The organism is Halomonas sp. SpR1, assembly GCF_031010175.1.
Taxonomy (GTDB): domain Bacteria; phylum Pseudomonadota; class Gammaproteobacteria; order Pseudomonadales; family Halomonadaceae; genus Vreelandella.
Window position 1 is genome coordinate 17,760 of record NZ_JAUAMB010000022.1, and the last position, 20,828, is coordinate 38,587.

Here is a 20,828-nt window from a genome sequence, read left to right on the forward strand (position 1 = left end):
CATAGTCCTTAACAAACAGAGCCCTTAACAATAGCCCTTAAAGGCAAGTTCGTCGGCGGCTGATTGTGGCAAGTTTGAGGAAATATCTATGGGCTAGCCCTAGCGGCCTGACTTAATCGCACCGTAAACCTTGAAGCGGCGATTATCTGCCAGAGTTTGGAAGTCATTGAACGCGCGCTGCAGATGCTCGGGATAGGGCAAGAAGCCATTGGCGACGATCACCAGTCGTCCACCAGCATTCAGATGCTCTGGCGCCGAGCCAATCAAACGCTGGCTGGGGCCATAGCTGATGTCGCGCTCTTTATGAAAAGGCGGGTTGCTGACAATCCAGTCAAACTGCTCGCCTTCAAGCGCGCTAAACACATCACTGCAGAGCACCCGACCTTCTAGCCCATTTGCCGCTAAGGTGCGCTTGCACGCTTCTACCGCAAAGGCGCTGACGTCTACAGCAGTCACATGGTGACCACGCTGGGCCAACCAGGCGCTAATAATGCCGTCGCCACAGCCCATATCCAGCACTTTAAGCGTTTTTTTCGGCAAACTACTTTCCAAACTCTCCAATAGTAATAGCGTGCCTTCATCCACTTTGCCGTGGCCAAATACGCCTGGGTGGCTGACTAATGTTAAACCTAGCGTCCCAAACGTTTGCCAAGCGCTGGCGCTGGAGGAATCCAGCGCGACGGTACGTGTAGCGAATAAAGAGCAGCGCCGCGCGTTGTCGCGTTTATCCCAGGGCATGCCCAACTCATCAAGCATCTTGGGAACGCGTTTAATGCCGCCTTGATGTTCACCCACAATTTCAATGGGCGTCCCTTCAGGAAGCTGCTCGCATAACCACTTGAGCCACCAAATACCTAACTGATGTGCCTTCGGCCAAAACAGCACAACCTCTTTGCCAAAAGGCTCGCCTGCGGCTAAGTCAAAAGGCGTTCGGGCCTGTTTACCTTTCGCCTGCCATTCACGCAGTGCGTCAAAATCACCACTTACCACACCCGTCGATTGATCAATAAGCCAGCCATCAACGGGTGGGCCTACAACCCACAGCGATGCGTAGTTATCTTTTTGGCGCTCTAACAGCTGGCACGCTGGGGCTTGGGCACTCATTCATCGATCTCCGGTTTAATTAAGGTATAAAGCAGGTAGCGGCCCAGGCGCCAATGAGGGTCATGGCGGCAGTACTGTTTTTCCAGCGCCAGCAGCGTTTCCGTTTCTGCTGGGGTTGCGGGGGGATGGCGCAGGTAGTCTTGAAATACGCGGATACCGGCGACTGCGTCTATTTGCAAGCCGCTCGCAGCGCTCCACTGCTCAATCTCAGCGTGACTTACCGGCGAAATGGGCGTCAGTCGCTGGCGCTTGCCCTTCCCTGCTAAGCGGTCGCTCAACGCCTTCTCAAGATTGCCTTTGACCGCGTTAGAAAAGCGCAGCGCATCGCGGTTAAACACCATTAAACTCAACTGCCCTCCCGGTGCCATTAACTGACTCAAGGTGGCTAACGCTGCCTGAGGGTCACCCAGCCACTCCAACACTGCGTGGCAAGTAATTAAAGGCCATGGGCCTGGGGCCTGATTGGTAAGTTCTTGCAGGGGCACCTGCAGATAAGTGAGCGCCGTTTCCGGCAACGTCTTGGCGTCACGGTGCCAGGTTTTCGCATAATTCAGCATATCTGCTGAGGGCTCCGCCATCGTAACGCTATGTCCTCGCTCAGCAAACCATGCTGCTTGTTGGCCCAGGCCACCACCGACATCGAGCACTTTCTGGTGACTCAAAGAGAGCATTTGCGGCAACAGATAGTCCAGCATTGCCAAACGCAGCTCGCCACGGGGCGCTTGGTAGAGCGAACGCGAAAACTTATCGGCTAACCCGTCAAAATAGCGATCGCCAGCCTGGGTTAATTGATAGTTTTTTACTTCTTGGTTTACTAATTTATCGTTGGGGTGCATGCATAAGACCAAGCGTCGCATCAAAGCGGCGTAGTTTACCCTGCTTGCGCGCGGAACGCCTGCTGGGGTGAGAAGTGCTGCCAATCATCGTGCTGTTCCATGGCAGCAGCAAGCTGAAGCAGCTGCTTGTCCTCCCCAAGGCGGCCCACCACCTGAACGCCAACCGGCAAGCCATTGGCCCCAATATGCATGGGCACTGACATGGCAGGCTGCCCGGTGAGATTGGCTAGCTGGGTAAACGGCGTTCGGCTGAGCGCATCTACCGCCAAGCGCTTCAGCATTCCCGCCTTCAACGCCAACGCGGGTATCCCAGGAATCGCCAACAGACCCATCATCCGCTCTCGCGTTTCAGAAGGATAAAGCTCGCCAATTTCTGGGGCTGAGTCTGCGGCTACCGGCATAACCAGAGCATCATAGCGTCGATGAAACAGACTCATCTGCTCGGCCGCCACATGCCAGTAACGTTTCGCCATTTCGTAATCCCGCGCGGAAAGCTTTGCTCCCAATCGACCGATGGCGCGGGTTGAAGGCTCAATATCGAGCTTGCGGACAGGTATCCCGGTTTGCTGACTTACCCAAGCAAGATCCGCGGCCAAATGGCCCAAATAGAGGGTGAGATAGCTATCGGCTAGCGCCTCTCCATCAACGGGTGGGTCACACCACTCAACCTCATGCCCCATCCCTGCCAGCGCCGCAGCTGCCTTCTCAACCGCCAAACTAACCTCACGGTTTAACGTCGTCCCCAGGCCTCTGCTTAACGGCTCACCCAGCGAGACGGCAATCCGCAACGGTGGAGGCGGAGCCGACAACGCTGCCACATAACCGGTCTCTTTCGGCACTGGGTAGGGCCCCGATGCTGCCATACCGTTGATCTGTTCAAGCAGAGCAGCACTATCGCGTACGCTTCGCGTCACGGCATGCTCAATTACCGCACCTTGCCATACCTCACCATGGGCAGGCGCAAGAGGAACCCGCCCACGCGAAGGTTTAAAGCCAAACAATCCACAATAACTGGCAGGAATCCGTATAGAGCCTCCACCGTCCCCAGCGAGGGCCATCGGTACGATACCGTCGGCCACTGCTGACGCGGCGCCACCGCTGGAACCCCCAGGCGAGTACCCAGCCCGCCACGGGTTTTGGGGGTGCGGGTAAGCTTTCGGCTCAGTAATCCCCATCAAACCAAGTTCAGGGGCCGCTGTCTGCCCTACTATTACCAAGCCAGCGGCACGTGCACGCTGAATAAGTAGCGAATCTTCCTTCGGGCACCAGTGGGCCAGGGACGCGCTACCAAACGCCAGCGGCTCACCGGCCAGCGCCATTAAAAGGTCTTTACTTAAGGTGGGCACCCCGCCGAAGAGGGTATCAGCCGGGAGTTTTTGACTCTCTTGTCGTGCACGCTCATAACGCGTTCGTACCACAGCGTTTAATGCAGGATTAAGTTTCTCAATAGCCGTTAGGGCCGCTTCCAGCACCTCCTCCCGACTGACTTCACGGCGGCGAATCAGCTCGGCCAAACCCATCGCATCATACTGCTGGTACTCGTCAAAATGCATGGCAATAGCCCCATATTTTTTCTCAGCCTAGCAGAGAGTACGCATATCTTTTCTATCACCACTCCAGCAACCCCGACGCTTAGTCACAGTATCTAACACTGGTAACTCCCGACGTCGCCCCCTGCCTATGTCAGAAAATTAAAAAAAGCTATCAAAGAAAAAATAACTGATTAACAAAATATATTGATATGGGTTTGCAAAAGCATCCAGAATACTAGCTAATAAACTAAGAATACTGGTAACTATTTTCTATAGGTGTTGATAAATATCAATAAAGAAACATCACCTTTTTTTACAAAAACAATACAAATGGTGGAATTGACATGCTTATCGACACAACCATTCAACATACTACCAGCCAAATAATTAAATCGTTGTTCAATAAAGATCACACCATTACGATTTTTTCTAAGGAAGCGGCCCAATCCATCGAGGCGACAGCTATTAAAGTTGAGCCCAATAATAGAAAAATTACTCTAGAGATAAAGTACACAGGCCTTTCGCTGTCGCCCTACCTAAATAACGACACCATATCGTTTGATATAGAGGCCTCGCGGCATGGGCATGGTTCCGAAGAAATTTATAATATTGAGCACGTTCCTGCTCATATCATCCAAATAGGCACCCACACTTACCACCTAGAGTGCCAACTACCTAACTCTATCTTTTCCTCTGATAACCGTGGTGCGCTAAGAGTCCCTTTCGTTCTTGGCATGCACGCCCGCGTTTACCTGGAAGTGTTTGCCCACGAACTCAATATAGAAGGAAAAGTACGTAACCTCTCAGTGGGCGGCTGTATGGTGAATGTGCGCCTCGAAGACAGCATTGCGCTTTCTGTCGATCAGGTACTGCCAAGGGTAACGCTAAAATTTCCCAATGGAGAGGCATTTGATACCCCAGGCCGCATTCGTCATATGCGCCCTTTTGGCAATCATGGCCATGCCGCCGTTGGCATAGAGTTCCTTGATCTGACCCCTGCCTCGACGGAAACGCTATTCCATTACGTTTCTGAAGCTGAATTCGAAGCCGCTTTACGCTCGGGCACACAACAGACCTCGCGGGCAAGGTCAAAACTGTTCATAGCAGATGCGAAAGAGAAAAAAATGCAGCATAAAGAAGAGCATGACCAACTTGTAAATGCCCAACAACCGCCCCTACTGCGGGGCATTCTCGAAATCGCCCAGCAGCTCCAAATCATGTTGATGTTTATGAAAAATAAACATCTATTGCCCGCAGAAATTTTATATGAGTGCGTAGACAGCATTCTGTATATGGTCAACCATGACCGCAAAGCCCTACAGTATGCCTTGACGTATTTGCACGATGAGCCGGAGTGGGTACGCCACGCCATTCAAGTGGGTAGCCAGCTCGCCATGATGCTGATTAGCCGCGACCCCTATGCCTACAAAACGCGGGAAGCAGTCGCGGGCGCCTTGCTTCATACCATGGGCAAGCCACTGCTCATTAGTGAACAGTTGCCCTCACTGAAAATTCACATGTCGCCGTCGCAAAGGGGGATACTCAAGCAGCATGTACACACCCTGAGCAAAAAACTGTCGGTTCTCGACTGGACACCTAGCCCAACGTGCAGCGACATTATCCTCAATGCAAACGAACGGCTCGACGGCAGTGGCTATCCCGCAGGAAAGCAGGCAGAAGCGTTATCAGAAATCGTTCGATTAGTTAGTGTTATCAAAGTAATCAACAAGCTAACCCATGAACGCAATGGACAGCACCCTCAGCAACCACTGGATGCTTACCGGTGGGTCAATAGCCGTCCTGAGACGTATGAAAAGTCACTGCTGGTTGAGTATATCCAACACTTTGGCCTTTACCCTATCGGCAGCTTGGCTAAATTTTCAAACGGTTTTCTGGCCTGGATTGTGGATGTAGATGCAAGGGGAATGCCTTGCAAAGTAAACGTTGTTAAAAACTTGGCTTTTAGGGACACTTCCATTGATACCGTACTGTTTAGTAACGATTTTAACCAGATCGGTCGTCTAGAAGGGACGGTCAATCCTAGCGACTATAATGTAAGCATGAAAAAAGCATAGCCAGGCTTATCCGTTCTTAAATACAACCATTCCCAACTACAACCACTCTCAAAAGTCGTTGCTAAGTCATATAGTTTTGCACAGAATGGAACCGATACCATTACCCTAAGTGTTTTATGTCTTCCCTCCTACGTCGTTCCACCATTCTCGAAGTAGCCCGCCTCGCTGGTGCCTCTAAAACCAGCGTTTCGCGCTATTTTGGCGAAGAGCGTGACCGGCTATCCCCATCACTTCAGGCGCGTATCGCCCAGGCGGCAAGCACCCTTGGTTACCAGCCGAATCAGATGGCACGCGGGCTAAAAGGCGGGCACTCTAAATTGATCGGCATGTTGGTCGCCGATATCCGCAACCCGTTTTCAGTGGCCATCACCCACGGTGTCGAGCAAGCGTGCCGCCAATACGGCTACTCGCTAGTCGTGTGTAATACCGACAATGACCCGGAGCAGGAGCGCCAACATTTAGACTTACTAAGCGCCTATCAAGTGGAAGGCTTGGTGGTAAATCCATCCGGCAGCCCCGAACGCCAACTGCACACCTTTATCAGCCAGGGAACCCCTATCGTGCTGCTAGACCGCGAAGTCGACCATGTGGAGGCGGAGGTGGTTGGGCTCGATAATCACCTAGCCGTTGATATGGCGCTCGAACACTTGTGCGTCCAGGGCTACCAAGCCGTACTGTATGTCAGCGAAGCGCCCGAGCAGTCAAGCACGCGACAACGGCGGTTGTTCCGCTTTCACCAAGCTGCCGAGCAGCGAGGACTGCATCATGGGACATTGCTGCTTGCTGCCCCAGATGGCTCAGCATCGCAGCAAACGCTAAGCGACTTTTTAGTCGCTCATCGACAGTACGCTTGCGCAGTTTTGTGCGGTAACGGCAATGCCACCCTAGCCGTGACTCGCCTGTTTCAGCAGTTGGGTTTAGCGCTTGGCAAGGTAGGGTTGATGGGAATTGATGAGCTCGACTGGTGCGCCTTAGTGCCTCCCGGCATTACCACCCTTGCCCAGCCCACCGATGCGATCGGCAAAACAGCAGTTGAGTGTTTGATGCATCGCATTGCACCGCGCACATCGACAATGCCAACCACTGTGAGCTTTGCCCCTAGTCTGATTGAACGAGGCTCTACCCAGCGCTAATTTTTAAGTCACCGCTAGAAAAGAGTCGCAAAAATGGTATCGTTCCCATTGAATGATAATAAACTGCACAACGAGAGTATTGACCATGCCCCACTCTATCTCTAGCCCGCCAGAAATTCTCACCTTTGGCGAAGCCATGGCCATGTTTGTGGCTGATACACCGGGCGATTTATCCGGCATTGAGGGTTTCCACCGCCGCTTGGCCGGGGCCGACAACAATGTCGCCATCGGTCTCTCAAGGCTAGGTTTTCACGTGGGCTGGTTAAGCCGAGTGGGAACCGATAGCTTTGGAAGGTTTATTCAGGCGGCTTTAACAGCGGAAGGTATCGATGACCGCTATATCCACGCTGATGCACAGCATCCCACCGGCCTGCTCTTCAAAGAGCGCGCCCAGGGCGGCGCCGACCCGCGAGTAGAATATTTCAGACGTGGTAGTGCCGCCAGCCATCTGAGTGTTGACGACGCCCGGAGTGTCGACTTTCAGGCGCTTAACCACCTGCACGCAACGGGCATTACCCCGGCGTTATCTGAAAGCGCCTGCCAGCTTAGCCATCATTTGATGGAGCAGGCCCGCGCCCATGGCGCCAGTATTTCCTTTGACCCCAATTTGCGGCCGTCACTTTGGCCCAGCGAAAACGTTATGCGATCGACCCTCAACGAACTTGCCGGCCGTGCCGACTGGGTGCTCCCTGGGCTTTCCGAGGGTCAGCTTCTCACCGGGCAGAAGACCCCTTACGACATAGCAGGCTACTATCTGGATCAAGGCGCCTCCGCGGTGATTATCAAACTGGGCCCAGAAGGCAGCTATTATCGCGGCAACCTGGATGGCCACGAAGAGAGCTTTACGGTAGGCGGTTGCCCTGTCGCTGAGGTGGTGGATACCGTAGGTGCAGGCGATGGCTTTGCCGTTGGCGTGATCAGCGCCCTACTTGACGGAGCTACAGCACGCCAAGCCGCCCAGCGGGGAAATCTAATCGGTGCTCAGGCAATTCAAGTCATCGGTGATATGGAAGGCCTGCCAAGTCGAGAGCGGCTACAGGCGCTTGAAGCAGAGCAACCCACTGCCTAACTCGCCTCGTTTTTTAGTAGCCGCTTTTTTACACAGGAGATAACAATGAAAAAACGTCTAGTGGTTCAAGGACGACTCAGCGACGCTCAACTGGCTGAGCTTCACGATTTGTTTGAAGTGGATGTGCTGCCGAAGATCACCGCCCTTGATGCCCCTGAAAATCGTGCTCTTTTAGCGGAGGCGCACGGCATTATCGGTTCCGGTTTGGCGATTACGCCCCAGTTGCTAGACGCAGCACCTAAGTTGAAAGTCATATCCACCATATCGGTGGGCTACGACAATATCCCCGTCGATGAACTGACAAAACGCGGCATTATGCTGTGCAATACGCCAGATGTACTTACCGAAACCACCGCCGATACCGGTTTTGCACTGATCATGGCCACCGCGCGCCGGGTGGTGGAGTTAGCCGATTGGGTGAAAGCAGGTGAATGGAAAGCCAGTATTGGTCCTACGCAGTTTGGTAGCGATGTGCATGGCAAAACCCTTGGCATGGTGGGATTTGGTCGCATTGGCCAAGCTGTTGCCAGACGCGGTGCGCTTGGCTTTGGCATGCCGGTGCTCTACTCCAATGCTTCCCCCAAGCCCGCATTAGAACGCGAGCTTGGCGCTAAGCGCCGCGAACTCAACCAACTGCTGGCCGAAGCCGACTTTGTCTGTGTCACGGTGCCGCTGACTGCCGAGACCGAACACCTGATCGGCGCCCAGGAGTTCGCAAAAATGAAGCCAACCGGCATTTTCATCAATATCGCCCGCGGCAAAGTGGTCGATGAAGCGGCCTTGATATACGCCCTGGAAAGCGGCGCTATACAGGCAGCCGGGCTGGATGTCTTCGAGCAGGAGCCGCTCCCCGCCTCATCACCGCTACCGAAGATGTCCAATGTGGTCGCTTTGCCGCATATCGGCTCCGCCACCCATGAAACCCGCGACGCCATGGCCCAGCGGGCGGCGGATAATATCCGCTTGGCACTTCAGGGCGAGCGCCCGATCAGCCTAGTCAATCAGGAAACCTATCAATGAATTCTATGCAGAACACGACCACACCTCTCTGCCTGCTGTTCGACTGCGATGGCACCCTGGTGGATAGCGAGATACTGCTCGCCGAGGTGATGGGCGAGATTCTGCCTGAATTCGGCTTACCCTTTTCAGCTCGGCAGTATATGGATGAATTTCGCGGGGTGCGTTTCCAGACCATCGTTCAAACCCTGGAAAAGCGTTTTCAGGTACTTGAAGAAGACGCTTTCTCTCAACTTGAAGCAGGCATGCGGGCGCGCATGGAAGCCCGTATGCGTGCCGAACTTGTGGCAATCCCCGGCATGCCGGCGGCTCTTGAACAGTTAAGCAACCACCCTATGGCCGTGGTCTCCAATGGCCCCGAGCGCAAAATTCGCTGCGCGCTGGAAAGCACTGATCTAGGCCACCATTTTGAAGGCAAGCTGTTCAGCGCCTATACCCTTAATGTGTGGAAACCTGACCCCGAGCTGTATCGCAAGGCGGCCGTCTCCATGGGTCACCCTCCCCACCAATGCGTGGTGATCGATGATGCCGCAGTGGGTGTCGAGGCGGGTCTGGCGGCAGGCATGCACGTTATTCATCTCAACCACTTTCCCAACGAGGAAAGCACCCCCAAAGGGGCGATTGGCATCCATCACGCCAGTGAACTACCCGCCGCTATAGCGCGCTTAAACTGCTGATTGCAGTTGCTTAGCTGACTGTTTAACCACCGCTCTTACTCGACAGGCATGCATCCCATGCCTGCCGACACTTTTGCCTGCCTGTTGATAGCCCTCTCCCCTCTCTATAACGACCAAGGTCGCATAGCGTAGGCATTGACCTGCGCAGGAATGACGCTAAGCTTGGCCTTACATCAAATATAAAAACAGATTTTATATTTGAGAAACAAAAAACACCGGAACACAACAAGAACATCACAATAAAACGGAGAGCCCTCCATGCGCCTAACCCACTTAATAATGACCAGCCTCGCGATTAGCTTTACCACGACGCTGCAAGCTGCCGATTTCACTTTCAAGTACGCCCATTCGCAAACCGATGAGGCGCCACGCTCTGAGTCCATGCGCTACTTCAAGGAAGCACTTGAAGAGCGCAGTGATGGGCGCATCGCCGTTGAGCTCTATTTCAACGGCACCCTGGGGAAAGAGGAGGACGTACTTCAACAAGTCCAGATGGGGCTTATTCAGGGCTATCGCGGTGGGCTGTTTGCCCAAGCTAACCCCGCCTATCTGATCTATACCATGCCGTTCCTGTTCACCACGCCGGAGCAAGCCATTGAGGTGATGGAAGGCGAGCTCGGCCAAGCCATTAATGAAGGCGCACGTGAAAGCCAGTTACATATTCCGGTAACCGGTGTTGCCGGCGGTATGCGCCAATTAACCAATAATGTTCGCGCGGTTAATCAAGTTGACGATCTACGTGGCTTGAAGATTCGCACCCCGCCGCTGGCACCCACGCTGCGGGCATTTGAAGCCCTGGGAGCCTCCCCACAACAAGTGCCTTATACCGAGACCTATATGGCGCTACGCACCGGCGTGGTCGATGGTCAGGAAAACCCGCCGTCCAATATCGCCGATATGAAATTCCATGAAGCTCAGGAGTACATGTCACTACTGAACTGGCAAATCCATCCCGACCCCTTCTTTATCAGCGCCCAGTGGTACGACCAGTTGCCTGAAGAGCTGCAGATGATCGTCGACGACGTCGCTCAGGAGACGATGACGCGCTCCAATGAAATTTGGCTAACCTCCGAGGCCAACTACCTCGAAACACTGAACCAACAGATGAGCATTAATGATATTACCGACGAACACCGCCAAGGCTTTGTGGATGCGGTGGTTCCTGTCTGGGAGCACTTCGTTGAGCGTGGTGACTTTAGCCAGGAGCAGCTAGAGCAAGTGCTCGCGCTAACCGGTCAAGAAGAGGTGATGGAGTAATGAATCCTCCTTCACAGGCGCAGCCGATGGTGGACGATACCGCCTTGATGCGTATGATGCGCCGCTTCGCTAGCCTGCTGGAAAATCTGATCGCTGCATTAATTGCGGCGGTTTTCCTGCTCTGCTTGGCACTGGTGATATTGCGCTACGCCTTTAGCATTGGCTTCGCGGGTGCCGAAGAGCTAATGCGCTTTCTATTTGTTTACTCCACCGCGCTTGGGGCATCAGTGGCTATTTTGCGCGGCGAGCATATCCGGATCAGCGTGCTGGTAGATGCCTTACCTACGGTAATAGCCGCTTGGCTGAATCGCTTACGCCATTGCCTGGTGGTGCTGTTCAATGGCTACTTGGCATGGCTCAGCGTCAGTTGGATTGGCCAAGTCGGTCGCTTCCGCTCCGCGGTGCTGGATGTGCCCAATTGGGTGGTGCAAATCAGCGTCCCCTGCGGCGCGCTACTGGTCATTCTATTCTCCCTCGCGGTGCTAATAGGTGGCGAGCGGCCCTCCGCTCAACGAGAAGACGCGCAGGAGGGCCAGGCATGATCTTACTGCTTGTTAGCCTGATGGTGCTGCTGCTGATCGGGGTGCCCATTGCCTACTCCTTAGGGCTTTCGGGGTTGGTCTATTTTCTGATCATGCAGCCAGGTCTGATTGGTGTACTGCCCCAGCGTGTGCTGTCCGGTATGGATCTGTACACCATGATTGCCCTGCCGCTGTTTATATTGATGGGGCTGGTGATGAACGCCTCGGGCATTACTGCTCGCTTAATCGACTTCTGTTTGATGCTGGTAGGCCGTTTCCCAGGCGGATTGGGGCACGTCAATATCTCCACATCGATGATCTTTGGCGGCATATCGGGTTCTTCTGTGTCTGATACGGCCTCGGTGGGTTCCGCGATGATTCCGGAGATGGCACGCAAGGGATACAGCGTAGAAACCGCCAGCGGTATCACCGTGGCCTCTTCCACTATGGGTATGATCATTCCTCCCAGCGTGCCCATGGTGATCTACGCCGTGACCGCCCAGCAGTCCATCGGCACCATGTTTATGGCAAGCCTTGTGCCCGGTTTACTGATTGGCGTGCTGATGATGGGCATCATTGCACTCATGGCTGGCCGACAAGGCTACCCCCGTGCACACGCAGGACTAACCACCCAGCAGCGTCGTCAGGTGATTCAACGTGCGGTACTCGCGCTATTAATTCCCATGTTTGTAGTGGGTGCAGTCGTTGGCGGGATCGCCACGGCCACTGAGTCTGCGGCGCTGGGCGTGGGCTATGCGCTGTTTCTGGCGTTGGTGGTTTTCAGAAGTCTCAAACTGCGCGAACTGCCCGCGCTGTTCCGTTCTGCCGTCATGACCAGCGCCACGGTGATGATCATTATCGCCATGAGCCAGCTGTACGTGTGGATTCTCTCAATGGAGCAGATTCCACAGCTATTGGCAGGCTTTTTAGGCGGGCTAGAGCTTACCCCTATATTACTCCTGCTGGTGATTGCCGCTGCCGTGCTTTTGATCGGCACCTTTATTGACGTGACCCCCGCCATTTTGCTGATTACTCCAGTGCTGCTGCCGGTGCTTGCCCTGGCCGATATTTCACCGGTGCAATTTGGTGTCTTGCTGATCAGTGGCTTGGCGATTGGCTTGGTGACACCGCCGGTGGGCATGTGCCTAAACGTCTGCTCCTCCATTACCGGCCTCTCGATTGGGCGTATTTTCCGCGGCGCCCTACCGTTTCTACTCGCTAACCTCCTGGTGATGCTGCTGGTCATTGCCTTTCCGGCCATCACCCTGTGGCCGCTCACGCTGTTCTCGTGAGCCCATTTACATTTACGCATAAAGGAAACTGATATGGATATTCGCCAAGCGCTCCACAGCGATCACTTTAAAACCCTCGATACCCAGGGCCTGCGTGACAAAATGCTGGTCACCAAGATTATGGTGCCGGGTCAACTGCCGCTAACGTACAGCCACGTTGACCGTATTATTGTCGGTGGCGCGGTGCCCACTGATTCGCCGCTGACCCTCAGCGGAGGCAAAGAGCTCGGCGTTGACTATTTTCTAGAGCGACGGGAAATGGGCGTTATCAATATTGGCGCGCCCGGTCGCATTACCGTAGACGGTGAAACGGTTGAACTAGGCACCCATCACGGCTTGTATATTCCCAAAGAGAGCCGCGAAGTCAGCTTTGAGAGCCTCGACGCTACCAAGCCTGCGCGCTTCTATATCAACTCAACGCCAGCCCATGTACGTTACCAGCTACGTCATATCCGCCCGGAAGATGCCTCGCCCACCAGCCTTGGCGACCCGGAAACCGGCAATGTACGCACCATTAATAAGTACCTGCACACCGATGTGCTGGATACCTGCCAGCTCTCCATGGGGCTTACCCAATTAGAGCCCGGCAGCATGTGGAACACCATGCCCTGCCATACCCACGAACGGCGCATGGAAGTGTACTTCTATTTTGACTTGAGCGAAGACGATGTGGTGTTCCACCTGTGTGGTGAACCCCAGGAGACTCGGCATATCGTGGTTGCCAATGAACAAGCCGTGATTCACCCCAGCTGGTCGATTCACTGCGGCTTTGGTACCCGCCGCTACACCTTTATTTGGGGTATGTGCGGTGAAAACCTGACCTACGATGATATGGATTTTATCGCTTCCAAAGCGCTGCGCTAAACCACGACTTAGGGAGATTGACCAATGACGCTATTTTCATTGAACGGCCAGGTTGCCATGGTCACCGGGTGCAATAAGGGGCTCGGCCAGGGGATTGCCCTTGCGCTAGCTCAAGCGGGTGCCGATATCGTAGGCGTCAACCGAAGCCCTGCTGATGAAACCCGCCAGCAGGTGGAGGCTCTGGGGCGCCAGTTTTACGACATTACCGCTGAGCTTGGCAGCCAAGCGCCTAGCGATATTGTCTCACAGGCGATCGCACAAGCAGGCAAGGTGGATATCCTGGTCAACAATGCAGGAATTATTCGCCGGGCGGCGGCGGTTGATTTTTCCGAACAAGATTGGGATGCGGTAATCGATGTTAATTTAAAAGCCGCTTTCTTTCTTGCCCAGCAGGTTGCCAAACACCTTATCGAGCGCAAAGCACCGGGCAAGATCGTTAATATCGCGTCGTTACTGTCGTTTCAGGGTGGTATTCGCGTGCCATCCTACACCGCCAGCAAAAGTGGCATTCTTGGTCTAACGCGTCTGCTCGCCAACGAGTGGGCGGGCCATGACATCAACGTTAATGCCATTGCGCCTGGCTATATGGCCACCGACAACACCCAAGCACTGCGCGATGATCCCCAGCGCCACGCTGAAATACTTGGCCGAATCCCCGCTGGCCGTTGGGGCACTCCCGAAGACTTAGCCGGCGCTGTGATATTCTTATGCTCCGATGCTGCCCGCTACGTACATGGTCATACCCTGGCCGTAGACGGCGGCTGGCTGGCACGCTAACCCAGCGTTTTGGTTAAGATCAACGAGCGATTGGCAATCACGTAAGGGAGCTTGAATGAAGGAGAAGGCTGAAACGCAGTACCACGCCCCTGCCTTAGAGAAAGGGTTGGATATTTTGGAGCTACTTGCCCAATCGCCCCAACCGCTAAGCACCCAAGCGATTGCCGAGCAGATCGGCCGTAAAACCAATGAGATGTACCGTATGCTGATGGTGCTACGGGATCGTGGCTACGTGAATATGGATGATAGCGGCAGCCGCTATCAGCTAACCCTAAAGATGTTTGAAATGGCCCACCGCTTCCCGCCCACCAAGCGGTTAGTACAGGCCGCGCTGCCGCGCATGGAAGAGCTGTGCCATGAAATCTCCCAGTCGTGTCACCTTAGCGTTGCCCGCCCTGGCCATCTATTGGTAGTGGCTCAGTATGAAAACCCCGACAAGATGGGCTTTGGATTGCGCCTGGGGGCCAAAATCGATATTTGTGGCTCCGGCTCTGGGGCCGTCATGCTGGCCTTTTTGGATGAGTCGCGCCGTGAGCGAATACTCGCTGCCAGCGATGCGACGCAACAAGAGGTTGCCCGTACACGCGACCTCTTTGAGCAGATTCGCCAGCAAGGCTACTATGTCGGGCCCAGTCCTCAGGTTCAGGGATTAACTAATATCAGCTTTCCTGTCTTTGGGGTTCATGACGTTATCGAAGCCGTTATCACTATCCCTTATCTCACGCTGATTCCTGAAGCGATGCATCGGGAAGTGCCCAGCATCGACCGCTGCCGTGAGCAGTTAGGGGAGCTAGCAGACGCCTTGACGCTGGCTATTGGTGGGCGTCTACCAGCAGGTACGACGAGCTAAATAACGCTCTCTATAACAACGGCACTCTCTACAACGGTGCACTAAAAGCAGGTGGCCATACCCTCTTTAACGTTTAATTGATCGTCAACGAGTAATAGCTGGCGCCACTTATCAAAGGTCAAGCAGGGATGAGAGGCGCCAAAAGCGACGATATCACCCACCTCAACATCCTGAGCGTTGTCAGGAAGGCGCACGAAGGTGTGCTGATCCATGATCTTGGTTACTTCCCAATCGGCAACCGACAATGATGGCGAGGGAGCACCTCCTTCCCGGAACCGACGCAAGGCCATGGGCAACTGGTCATGACCAATATCACGCTTACCTAGGGCGATAATGGCAAGCCCAGGCTCAGGTAGCGACTGCACTTGCGCAAATACTTCCAGAGCTGGCTCAAGCCCCTGCTGCAAATCCGGTCGACGGCCTAAAACTGCCGTCTGCGCTTCACGATAGAGCCCATGGTCGTGAACCACATAACATCCAGGCCGCAACACAGGAGTAAATCGACCCTGCAGCGGCGCACCTTGAAAGGCTTCTGCAATCACGTCGTACCAGGCAGAACCTGAGGCGGTGACGATTGGGTTGGGCTCTGCAAAGTGTCCAGCAGCTTCAAGCGCTACGGCAATATCTACTAAGTATTGCGCATAAGCGCGAATGCCAGATTCGGGGTCATCGCCGTGAACAACGCCTTCATAGCCTTCCAGGCCCACCAACGCGAGTGCGGGCTCATCAGCAATCGCTTCCGCTAGCGAAAGAATCTGCTGCTGATTGCGGCAACCACAGCGCCCTCCTTCCACGCCTACCTCGATCAGCACCGACAGTGTCAAACTACGCTTATCAAAGAAACGCTCAGCAAAGAATCGCCCTAGCTGGCGCACGTTTTCCTGACTATCAACCACGCAGTAAAACGTCGCGCCCTGCTCAATCAGACTGGCGATGATGGCCATATTGGCCTGGCCGACCAGTTGGTTGGCCATTAACAGCCGGGGGACGCCATTGGCAAACGCCGCCCGACACTGGGGGGCGGTCGCCAAGGTAATCCCCCACGCGCCCGCCTGAAGCTGGCGATGAAAAAGTGCAGGCGTCATGGTGGTTTTACCATGGGGCGCCAAGCGAGCACCGTGGGCTTCTGCGAATTGCTGCATCCACGCTACGTTATGAACCAGTGGGCCTTCATGCACTACGGCGGCCGGCAGGCTGACACCTGACAGAAGGTTTGACCCCAACTCTACACCGCCTTTATCCACCGCTAACGCCATTGTCTGCATGCGCCAATGTCCTCTTTTTTAAAAACAGCACCAATGTTAGATATTTTCACAACTATTGACTTCAAGTTAGAAACTAACATACTTTTCAAATCAGGCAACCATTAGGAGTCCACGGTGAGCCAAGAAATTGACATTTTGTCACGCATTACCACTGACTTTGCCGCGCTGCGTGATGCGGAAAAGAAAGTCGCCGAGTTAATCTTTGCGGATATCGACTTTGTCACCGAAGCGAGCATCGGCGAGATTGCCCAGCGCGCCGGGGTCAGCGACGCCAGCGTCACCCGTTTTGCACGCGCTATCGGCTGTACTAACGTGCGCGACTTAAAAACACGCTTAACCCGCGCCTTGGCCGCTGGGCGGCGATTTATTCAGGAAGCAACGCCAGAAGACAACTCAAGCGTGGTGTATGACATTGCCACCCAAACCCTGGCACTCAACCGTGACCTACTCGCCCAGGCCGATGTGGCAGGTGCCGTTGAGCAGCTGGATAAAGCTCGCCAAATACTGGTGTTTGGTGCAGGTGGTGGTTCCAGCATTCTTTGCCAAGAGTTCCAGTTTCGTTTGGTGCGCCTTGGCTATGCGGTCTCAGCTTACCCTCAAGCACTGCTCCCCCGTATGGTGGCATCAACCCTTGAGCCTGATGACGTGGTTGTGGTGCTCTCGGTCACCGGCTACACCCCGGAGATGGTCGAGTCTGCTCAGATTGCCAAGCAGTACGGCGCTAAGGTGATTGCCATCACCGCGATGAATTCTCCGTTAGCCGACACGTCGGATATCGTGCTTCCGGTGACTTCCCGTGAAACCGATTTCATTTTCCATCCTTCCGCCTCCCGCTACGCCATGCTCGCCGTTATCGATGTATTAGCGCTTGAGCTCGCCATGCGCCATCGCGAGCGCTCGCGGACTAAATTACGTCGGCTCAAGCTAAGCCTCGATGACCATCGCGGTGGTGATAACCGTCAGCCTTTAGGAGATTAAGATGGTTTACGACTTACTCATTCGTAATGCCAACGTACTCGATGGCTCAGGTGACCCGCATTTTCGCGCTGACGTGGCTATTAACGACGAACGTATCTGCGCCATCGGCAAGATGCCCTCCGCCACCGCCTCCACTATCATCGATGCGCAAGGGCGCTACCTGTCCCCTGGCTTTATTGATGTTCATACACACGACGATACCAACGTCATTCGTACCCCGGAGATGCTGCCGAAGCTCACTCAGGGCATTACTACAGTGGTGGTGGGTAACTGCGGTATCAGCGCAAGCCCAGTGAGACTCGCCAGCGAAGTACCCGACCCAATGAATTTATTGGGCAACTTAGAAGACTTCCGTTATCCAAGCTTCGCTGATTATGCCAACGCCGTAGACGCCGCTACGCCAAGTATTAACGTTGCTGCGCTGGTCGGGCATACCAGTCTACGCAGCCAGGTGATGGACAGCTTTGCCCGGCCCGCCACTGCAGCAGAAATTGCCCAAATGGAGGCGTTGCTACGCCAAGCGCTGGTCGAGGGCGCGTTGGGGCTTAGCTCTGGGCTTGCCTATCGCAACGCGATACAGGCACCGACCTCCGAGATGGCACCCCTAGTGGCAGCGGTGGGCGAGTCAGGCGGTGTCTATACCACCCATCTTCGCGATGAGTTTGCGGGCCTGCTTGATGCCATGGAAGAAGCCTTTACCACCGCGCGTGAGGGCAAGGTACCGCTGGTGATCTCGCATCTGAAATGCGCAGGCGCAGGCAACTGGGGAGGCGCGGGCAAGGCGCTGGGCAAACTGGAAGCCGCAGCCCAGCATCAACATGCTCACTGCGACTGCTACCCCTACACCGCAGGCTCCTCCACCCTCGACCTGGGCCAGGTGACGGATGAGATCGAGATCACCATTACCTGGTCTCAACCCCACCCAGAGCAGGCACGCCGCCCACTCAAAGAGATCGCCGCCGAGTGGGGAGTGCCTCTTCTAGAGGCTGCCAAACAGCTACAGCCTGCGGGAGCGGTTTACCACAACATGAGCGAAGCGGATATGCAGCAGGTGTTAGCGCACCCGCTCTCCATGGTGGGTTCCGACGGCCTGCCGAATGATCCGCACCCCCATCCGAGGCTTTGGGGTGCGTTTCCGCGGGTTCTGGCCCACTACAGCCGCGATTTGAAGCTAATGCCGCTATCAGAAGCGGTGCGCAAGATGACCAGCCTTTCAGCCGCTAATTTCGGCCTAACGGATCGCGGCGTGATTCGTGTCGGTGCTTATGCAGACCTCACTCTTTTTGATCTCGCGGTGCTGGAAGATACGGCGAATTACGAGACGCCCATAGCCGCCGCTAAAGGCATCGATATGGTCGTGGTGAATGGCAAGATCGCCTATCACCAAGGCGCAATTTCAGCCCAACGCTCTGGCCGAATGCTACGCAGAACAGAGCGAATTTCTCAATCCACTCCCTCCTTTCAACCCCACCAGGAGCAAACACCATGAGCATTACGCGATACGGCACCGAAGGCGGCGTAGGCACCGGCGGTCAGAAGCTGCCCTTTGCCCGCGCCGTAGAGGCAGGCGGCTGGCTCTACGTTTCCGGCCAAACACCCATGACCGATGGCGAAGTCGTCGAAGGCGGCATTGTAGAGCAGACCCGTCTCGCCTTCGACAACTGTCTGGCCATCATGCAAGAAGCAGGTTTCGGCGTCGAAGATGTGGTGCATGTCACCACCGTGCTGACCGATGCACGCTACTTCACGTCTTTCAACAAAGTATTCAAAGAGATATTTGGCGACAACCCACCGGCACGCATCTGCAGCGTTCAAGACCTGGTGGTGGATTGCAAAGTAGAAGTTGATGTGAAGTGTTTCCGCGCTGATCGCGCCTAAACAGCTAAAAAAGCAGCTAAAAACAAGTATCACAAAAAAGCGCCACACCCCGGCAAGGGTGCAGCGCCAGATTACCGCGTGATTAGGATCAAAAGCCCCGCGGTAATCGCTTCCATTGTCTACCTTCGGCCGCGGCAACGGCCGGATACACAACGATAAGAGGTTAACATGAACAGTCAAATATTCCTTGTCACCTTCGTGCTCTATATTGTCGCAATGATTGTCTTCGGATGGTGGGTTTCAAGGCATAAGCGCGGTAGCGGTGACGACTTTCTACTCGGCGGGCGTAGCGTTCCACTCTTTCTTACCGTCGGCACCACGGTTGCGACCATGGTGGGAACTGGCTCAAGCATGGGCGCCGTTGGGTTCGGTTACGCCAACGGCTGGGCAGGTGCTTTATACGGGCTTGGCGGTGCCGTGGGTATTTTGTTGCTCGCAGTCTGTTTTGCCCCGGTGCGCAAGCTGCGTTTTATGACCATGAGTGAGGAGCTGGCCTACTACGTGGGCGCCAACCGGCTGGTGCGCAATGTGGTCGCGCTACTTATCTATATTGCCTGTATCGGCTGGCTGGGCGCGCACATTCTGGGTGGCGGTCTCTACCTCTCCTGGATGGCGGGTATCGATCTAACCACTGCGCGCATTCTGGTGGCGTTGGGCTTCGGCATCTATTGTGTCGTCGGCGGTTACTTTGCGGTGATCTGGACAGATACTATTCAAGCCGTTGTGCTCTTCGCGGGCTTTATTTTAATGGCAATATTGGCGCTGGTAGAGGTTGGCGGCCTCTCAGGCCTTACAGAGGGCATGGATGCGGGCGCCACCAGTTTTCTGGGTATTGGCCAAATTGGCGCACTACCGGCGCTGTCACTAGCCGCCGTTATTGCAATTGGTGTGCTGGCGACGCCCTCCTTTCGTCAGCGTATCTACTCGGGTAAATCAGTTGGGTCGGTACGCCGCTCGTTCTTAATCACCGGCGTTCTTTACCTGGGTTTTTCGATTATTCCCGCCATTATCGGCATGGCCACCCACGCGCTTAATCCTGGGCTCGAAAATAGCAACTACGCCTTCCCTTTTCTGGCCACTGAAATCATGCCGCTGGGATTAGGTTTACTGCTATTGGTAGCGGGTCTCTCCGCTACGATGTCGAGCGCCAGCTCCGATGCCATCGCCGGGGTGTCCACGCTTATTCGCGATCTCTATGTACTGGCCACCGGCCGCACGCCCTCAGCGCGCAACGTGGTGCGCTTTTCGCGCATTGCGTTAGTGGCAACCATTGGTCTGGCGCTATTGTTTGCGTTGGCCTCTGACAACGTCATTACCTATATCACCCGCATGATCTCGACGATTCTGTCAGGGCTGTTTGTGAGTGCCATGCTGGGCCGCTTCTGGTCGCGCTATAACTGGCAGGGTGCTATCGCCACGCTTGTTTGTGCCTCGGTGACTTCCTTAACGATTATTGCCAACAGCGAGTGGACGTCCTTCTGGGGCAACCCCAGCATTCCCGCCGTGCTAGTAGCGCTGGTAGCGGGCGTGGTAGTTAGTCTGATGACGCCCGCATCCCGGGTTACCTCCGCTCAGGCGCTGGCGATTCTTGACCAAGAGCGTAAGCGAATGGAGCAAGTGCCCGAGCCGACACTAACCAGTGCAGAAGCGCCTTCTACTGCGCGCTAACAGGTAGTCATTAGTACCCAAAAACCCCGCTGATT

Annotated in this window: 19 protein-coding genes; 15 read left to right on the forward strand and 4 right to left on the reverse strand. The window is 54.8% G+C overall.

Translation table 11 applies throughout. The features are described 5' to 3' along the window. Positions 1 to 99 precede the first annotated feature (99 nt). Genes QT231_RS15375 through QT231_RS15385 form a run of 3 tightly spaced genes read right to left on the reverse strand, consistent with a single transcriptional unit; the run spans position 100 to position 3,493 of the window. The gene (locus QT231_RS15375) at positions 100 to 1,104 is read right to left on the reverse strand and encodes a methyltransferase (protein ID WP_308337730.1); all 1,005 of its coding nucleotides are present in this window, start codon (positions 1,102 to 1,104) and stop codon (positions 100 to 102) included. Next, on the reverse strand, positions 1,101 to 1,940 hold the full coding sequence (locus tag QT231_RS15380; protein ID WP_308337731.1) for a methyltransferase domain-containing protein: 840 nt from the start codon (positions 1,938 to 1,940) through the stop codon (positions 1,101 to 1,103). The genes QT231_RS15375 and QT231_RS15380 overlap by 4 nt, the downstream gene beginning before the upstream one ends. Before the next feature lie 35 nt (positions 1,941 to 1,975). Beyond that, positions 1,976 to 3,493 carry an amidase family protein gene (locus QT231_RS15385; RefSeq protein ID WP_308337732.1) on the reverse strand — a complete coding sequence of 506 codons (1,518 nt, stop codon included), beginning with the start codon at positions 3,491 to 3,493 and terminating at the stop codon, positions 1,976 to 1,978. Positions 3,494 to 3,816: 323 nt separating this feature from the next. On the opposite strand from QT231_RS15385, the gene QT231_RS15390 reads away from it, so the two are divergent. From QT231_RS15390 to QT231_RS15440, 11 genes are all read left to right on the forward strand, one after another. Beyond that, the gene (locus QT231_RS15390) at positions 3,817 to 5,547 is read left to right on the forward strand and encodes a PilZ domain-containing protein (RefSeq protein WP_308337733.1); all 1,731 of its coding nucleotides are present in this window, start codon (positions 3,817 to 3,819) and stop codon (positions 5,545 to 5,547) included. A 116-nt stretch (positions 5,548 to 5,663) separates the two neighbouring features. Then, the gene (locus QT231_RS15395) at positions 5,664 to 6,680 is read left to right on the forward strand and encodes a LacI family DNA-binding transcriptional regulator (protein WP_308337734.1); all 1,017 of its coding nucleotides are present in this window, start codon (positions 5,664 to 5,666) and stop codon (positions 6,678 to 6,680) included. Positions 6,681 to 6,765: 85 nt separating this feature from the next. After that, positions 6,766 to 7,749, forward strand: a complete 984-nt coding sequence (locus QT231_RS15400) for a sugar kinase (protein WP_308337735.1) — start codon at positions 6,766 to 6,768, stop codon at positions 7,747 to 7,749. A 45-nt stretch (positions 7,750 to 7,794) separates the two neighbouring features. Next, positions 7,795 to 8,769 carry a D-glycerate dehydrogenase gene (locus QT231_RS15405; protein ID WP_308337736.1) on the forward strand — a complete coding sequence of 325 codons (975 nt, stop codon included), beginning with the start codon at positions 7,795 to 7,797 and terminating at the stop codon, positions 8,767 to 8,769. Continuing rightward, on the forward strand, positions 8,766 to 9,443 hold the full coding sequence (locus QT231_RS15410; protein WP_308337737.1) for an HAD-IA family hydrolase: 678 nt from the start codon (positions 8,766 to 8,768) through the stop codon (positions 9,441 to 9,443). Before QT231_RS15405 ends, QT231_RS15410 begins: the two co-directional genes overlap by 4 nt. A 258-nt stretch (positions 9,444 to 9,701) precedes the next feature. Beyond that, the gene (locus QT231_RS15415) at positions 9,702 to 10,700 is read left to right on the forward strand and encodes a TRAP transporter substrate-binding protein (protein WP_308337738.1); all 999 of its coding nucleotides are present in this window, start codon (positions 9,702 to 9,704) and stop codon (positions 10,698 to 10,700) included. Beyond that, positions 10,700 to 11,242: a TRAP transporter small permease gene (locus tag QT231_RS15420; protein WP_308337739.1), complete on the forward strand. Its 543-nt coding sequence runs from the start codon at positions 10,700 to 10,702 to the stop codon at positions 11,240 to 11,242. The genes QT231_RS15415 and QT231_RS15420 overlap by 1 nt, the downstream gene beginning before the upstream one ends. Further along, entirely contained in the window at positions 11,239 to 12,513 is a 1,275-nt protein-coding gene (locus tag QT231_RS15425) for a TRAP transporter large permease (protein WP_308337740.1), read from the forward strand. Before QT231_RS15420 ends, QT231_RS15425 begins: the two co-directional genes overlap by 4 nt. Positions 12,514 to 12,546: 33 nt before the next feature. Beyond that, positions 12,547 to 13,377, forward strand: coding sequence for a 5-dehydro-4-deoxy-D-glucuronate isomerase (gene kduI / locus QT231_RS15430; protein ID WP_308337741.1), 831 nt, complete (start codon positions 12,547 to 12,549; stop codon positions 13,375 to 13,377). 24 nt (positions 13,378 to 13,401) lie between these two features. Then, positions 13,402 to 14,154, forward strand: a complete 753-nt coding sequence (gene kduD, locus QT231_RS15435) for a 2-dehydro-3-deoxy-D-gluconate 5-dehydrogenase KduD (RefSeq protein ID WP_308337742.1) — start codon at positions 13,402 to 13,404, stop codon at positions 14,152 to 14,154. A 55-nt stretch (positions 14,155 to 14,209) separates the two neighbouring features. Then, positions 14,210 to 15,004 (forward strand): IclR family transcriptional regulator, encoded by a 795-nt coding sequence (locus QT231_RS15440; protein WP_308337743.1) that lies wholly within the window; start codon positions 14,210 to 14,212, stop codon positions 15,002 to 15,004. Positions 15,005 to 15,045: 41 nt separating this feature from the next. Here QT231_RS15440 and QT231_RS15445 read toward each other — a convergent pair whose 3' ends face one another. Then, positions 15,046 to 16,269: an amino acid deaminase gene (locus QT231_RS15445; protein WP_308337744.1), complete on the reverse strand. Its 1,224-nt coding sequence runs from the start codon at positions 16,267 to 16,269 to the stop codon at positions 15,046 to 15,048. Positions 16,270 to 16,383: 114 nt separating this feature from the next. Here QT231_RS15445 and QT231_RS15450 point away from each other — a divergent pair, with 114 nt between their 5' ends. The 4 genes from QT231_RS15450 (at position 16,384) to QT231_RS15465 (ending at position 20,793) form a co-directional block, all read left to right on the forward strand. Continuing rightward, on the forward strand, positions 16,384 to 17,247 hold the full coding sequence (locus QT231_RS15450) for a MurR/RpiR family transcriptional regulator (protein ID WP_308337745.1): 864 nt from the start codon (positions 16,384 to 16,386) through the stop codon (positions 17,245 to 17,247). A gap of 1 nt (position 17,248) precedes the next feature. After that, a complete protein-coding gene (locus QT231_RS15455; protein ID WP_308337746.1) occupies positions 17,249 to 18,736 on the forward strand; it encodes a D-aminoacylase in 1,488 nt (495 codons plus the stop codon). Continuing rightward, positions 18,733 to 19,125, forward strand: coding sequence for a RidA family protein (locus QT231_RS15460; RefSeq protein ID WP_308337747.1), 393 nt, complete (start codon positions 18,733 to 18,735; stop codon positions 19,123 to 19,125). Before QT231_RS15455 ends, QT231_RS15460 begins: the two co-directional genes overlap by 4 nt. A gap of 168 nt (positions 19,126 to 19,293) precedes the next feature. Continuing rightward, positions 19,294 to 20,793, forward strand: a complete 1,500-nt coding sequence (locus tag QT231_RS15465; protein WP_308337748.1) for a sodium:solute symporter family protein — start codon at positions 19,294 to 19,296, stop codon at positions 20,791 to 20,793. Positions 20,794 to 20,828: the final 35 nt, after the last annotated feature.

What these genes read in the sequence shown, in the direction of transcription:
- QT231_RS15375 (WP_308337730.1), bottom strand. Translation starts at nt 1,104, where the DNA reads ATGAGTGCCCAAGCCCCAGCGTGCCAGCTGTTAGAGCGCCAAAAAGAT.
- QT231_RS15380 (WP_308337731.1), bottom strand. Translation starts at nt 1,940, where the DNA reads ATGCACCCCAACGATAAATTAGTAAACCAAGAAGTAAAAAACTATCAA.
- QT231_RS15385 (WP_308337732.1), bottom strand. Translation starts at nt 3,493, where the DNA reads ATGCATTTTGACGAGTACCAGCAGTATGATGCGATGGGTTTGGCCGAG.
- QT231_RS15390 (WP_308337733.1), top strand. Translation starts at nt 3,817, where the DNA reads ATGCTTATCGACACAACCATTCAACATACTACCAGCCAAATAATTAAA.
- QT231_RS15395 (WP_308337734.1), top strand. Translation starts at nt 5,664, where the DNA reads ATGTCTTCCCTCCTACGTCGTTCCACCATTCTCGAAGTAGCCCGCCTC.
- QT231_RS15400 (WP_308337735.1), top strand. Translation starts at nt 6,766, where the DNA reads ATGCCCCACTCTATCTCTAGCCCGCCAGAAATTCTCACCTTTGGCGAA.
- QT231_RS15405 (WP_308337736.1), top strand. Translation starts at nt 7,795, where the DNA reads ATGAAAAAACGTCTAGTGGTTCAAGGACGACTCAGCGACGCTCAACTG.
- QT231_RS15410 (WP_308337737.1), top strand. Translation starts at nt 8,766, where the DNA reads ATGAATTCTATGCAGAACACGACCACACCTCTCTGCCTGCTGTTCGAC.
- QT231_RS15415 (WP_308337738.1), top strand. Translation starts at nt 9,702, where the DNA reads ATGCGCCTAACCCACTTAATAATGACCAGCCTCGCGATTAGCTTTACC.
- QT231_RS15420 (WP_308337739.1), top strand. Translation starts at nt 10,700, where the DNA reads ATGAATCCTCCTTCACAGGCGCAGCCGATGGTGGACGATACCGCCTTG.
- QT231_RS15425 (WP_308337740.1), top strand. Translation starts at nt 11,239, where the DNA reads ATGATCTTACTGCTTGTTAGCCTGATGGTGCTGCTGCTGATCGGGGTG.
- kduI (WP_308337741.1), top strand. Translation starts at nt 12,547, where the DNA reads ATGGATATTCGCCAAGCGCTCCACAGCGATCACTTTAAAACCCTCGAT.
- kduD (WP_308337742.1), top strand. Translation starts at nt 13,402, where the DNA reads ATGACGCTATTTTCATTGAACGGCCAGGTTGCCATGGTCACCGGGTGC.
- QT231_RS15440 (WP_308337743.1), top strand. Translation starts at nt 14,210, where the DNA reads ATGAAGGAGAAGGCTGAAACGCAGTACCACGCCCCTGCCTTAGAGAAA.
- QT231_RS15445 (WP_308337744.1), bottom strand. Translation starts at nt 16,269, where the DNA reads ATGCAGACAATGGCGTTAGCGGTGGATAAAGGCGGTGTAGAGTTGGGG.
- QT231_RS15455 (WP_308337746.1), top strand. Translation starts at nt 17,249, where the DNA reads ATGGTTTACGACTTACTCATTCGTAATGCCAACGTACTCGATGGCTCA.
- QT231_RS15460 (WP_308337747.1), top strand. Translation starts at nt 18,733, where the DNA reads ATGAGCATTACGCGATACGGCACCGAAGGCGGCGTAGGCACCGGCGGT.
- QT231_RS15465 (WP_308337748.1), top strand. Translation starts at nt 19,294, where the DNA reads ATGAACAGTCAAATATTCCTTGTCACCTTCGTGCTCTATATTGTCGCA.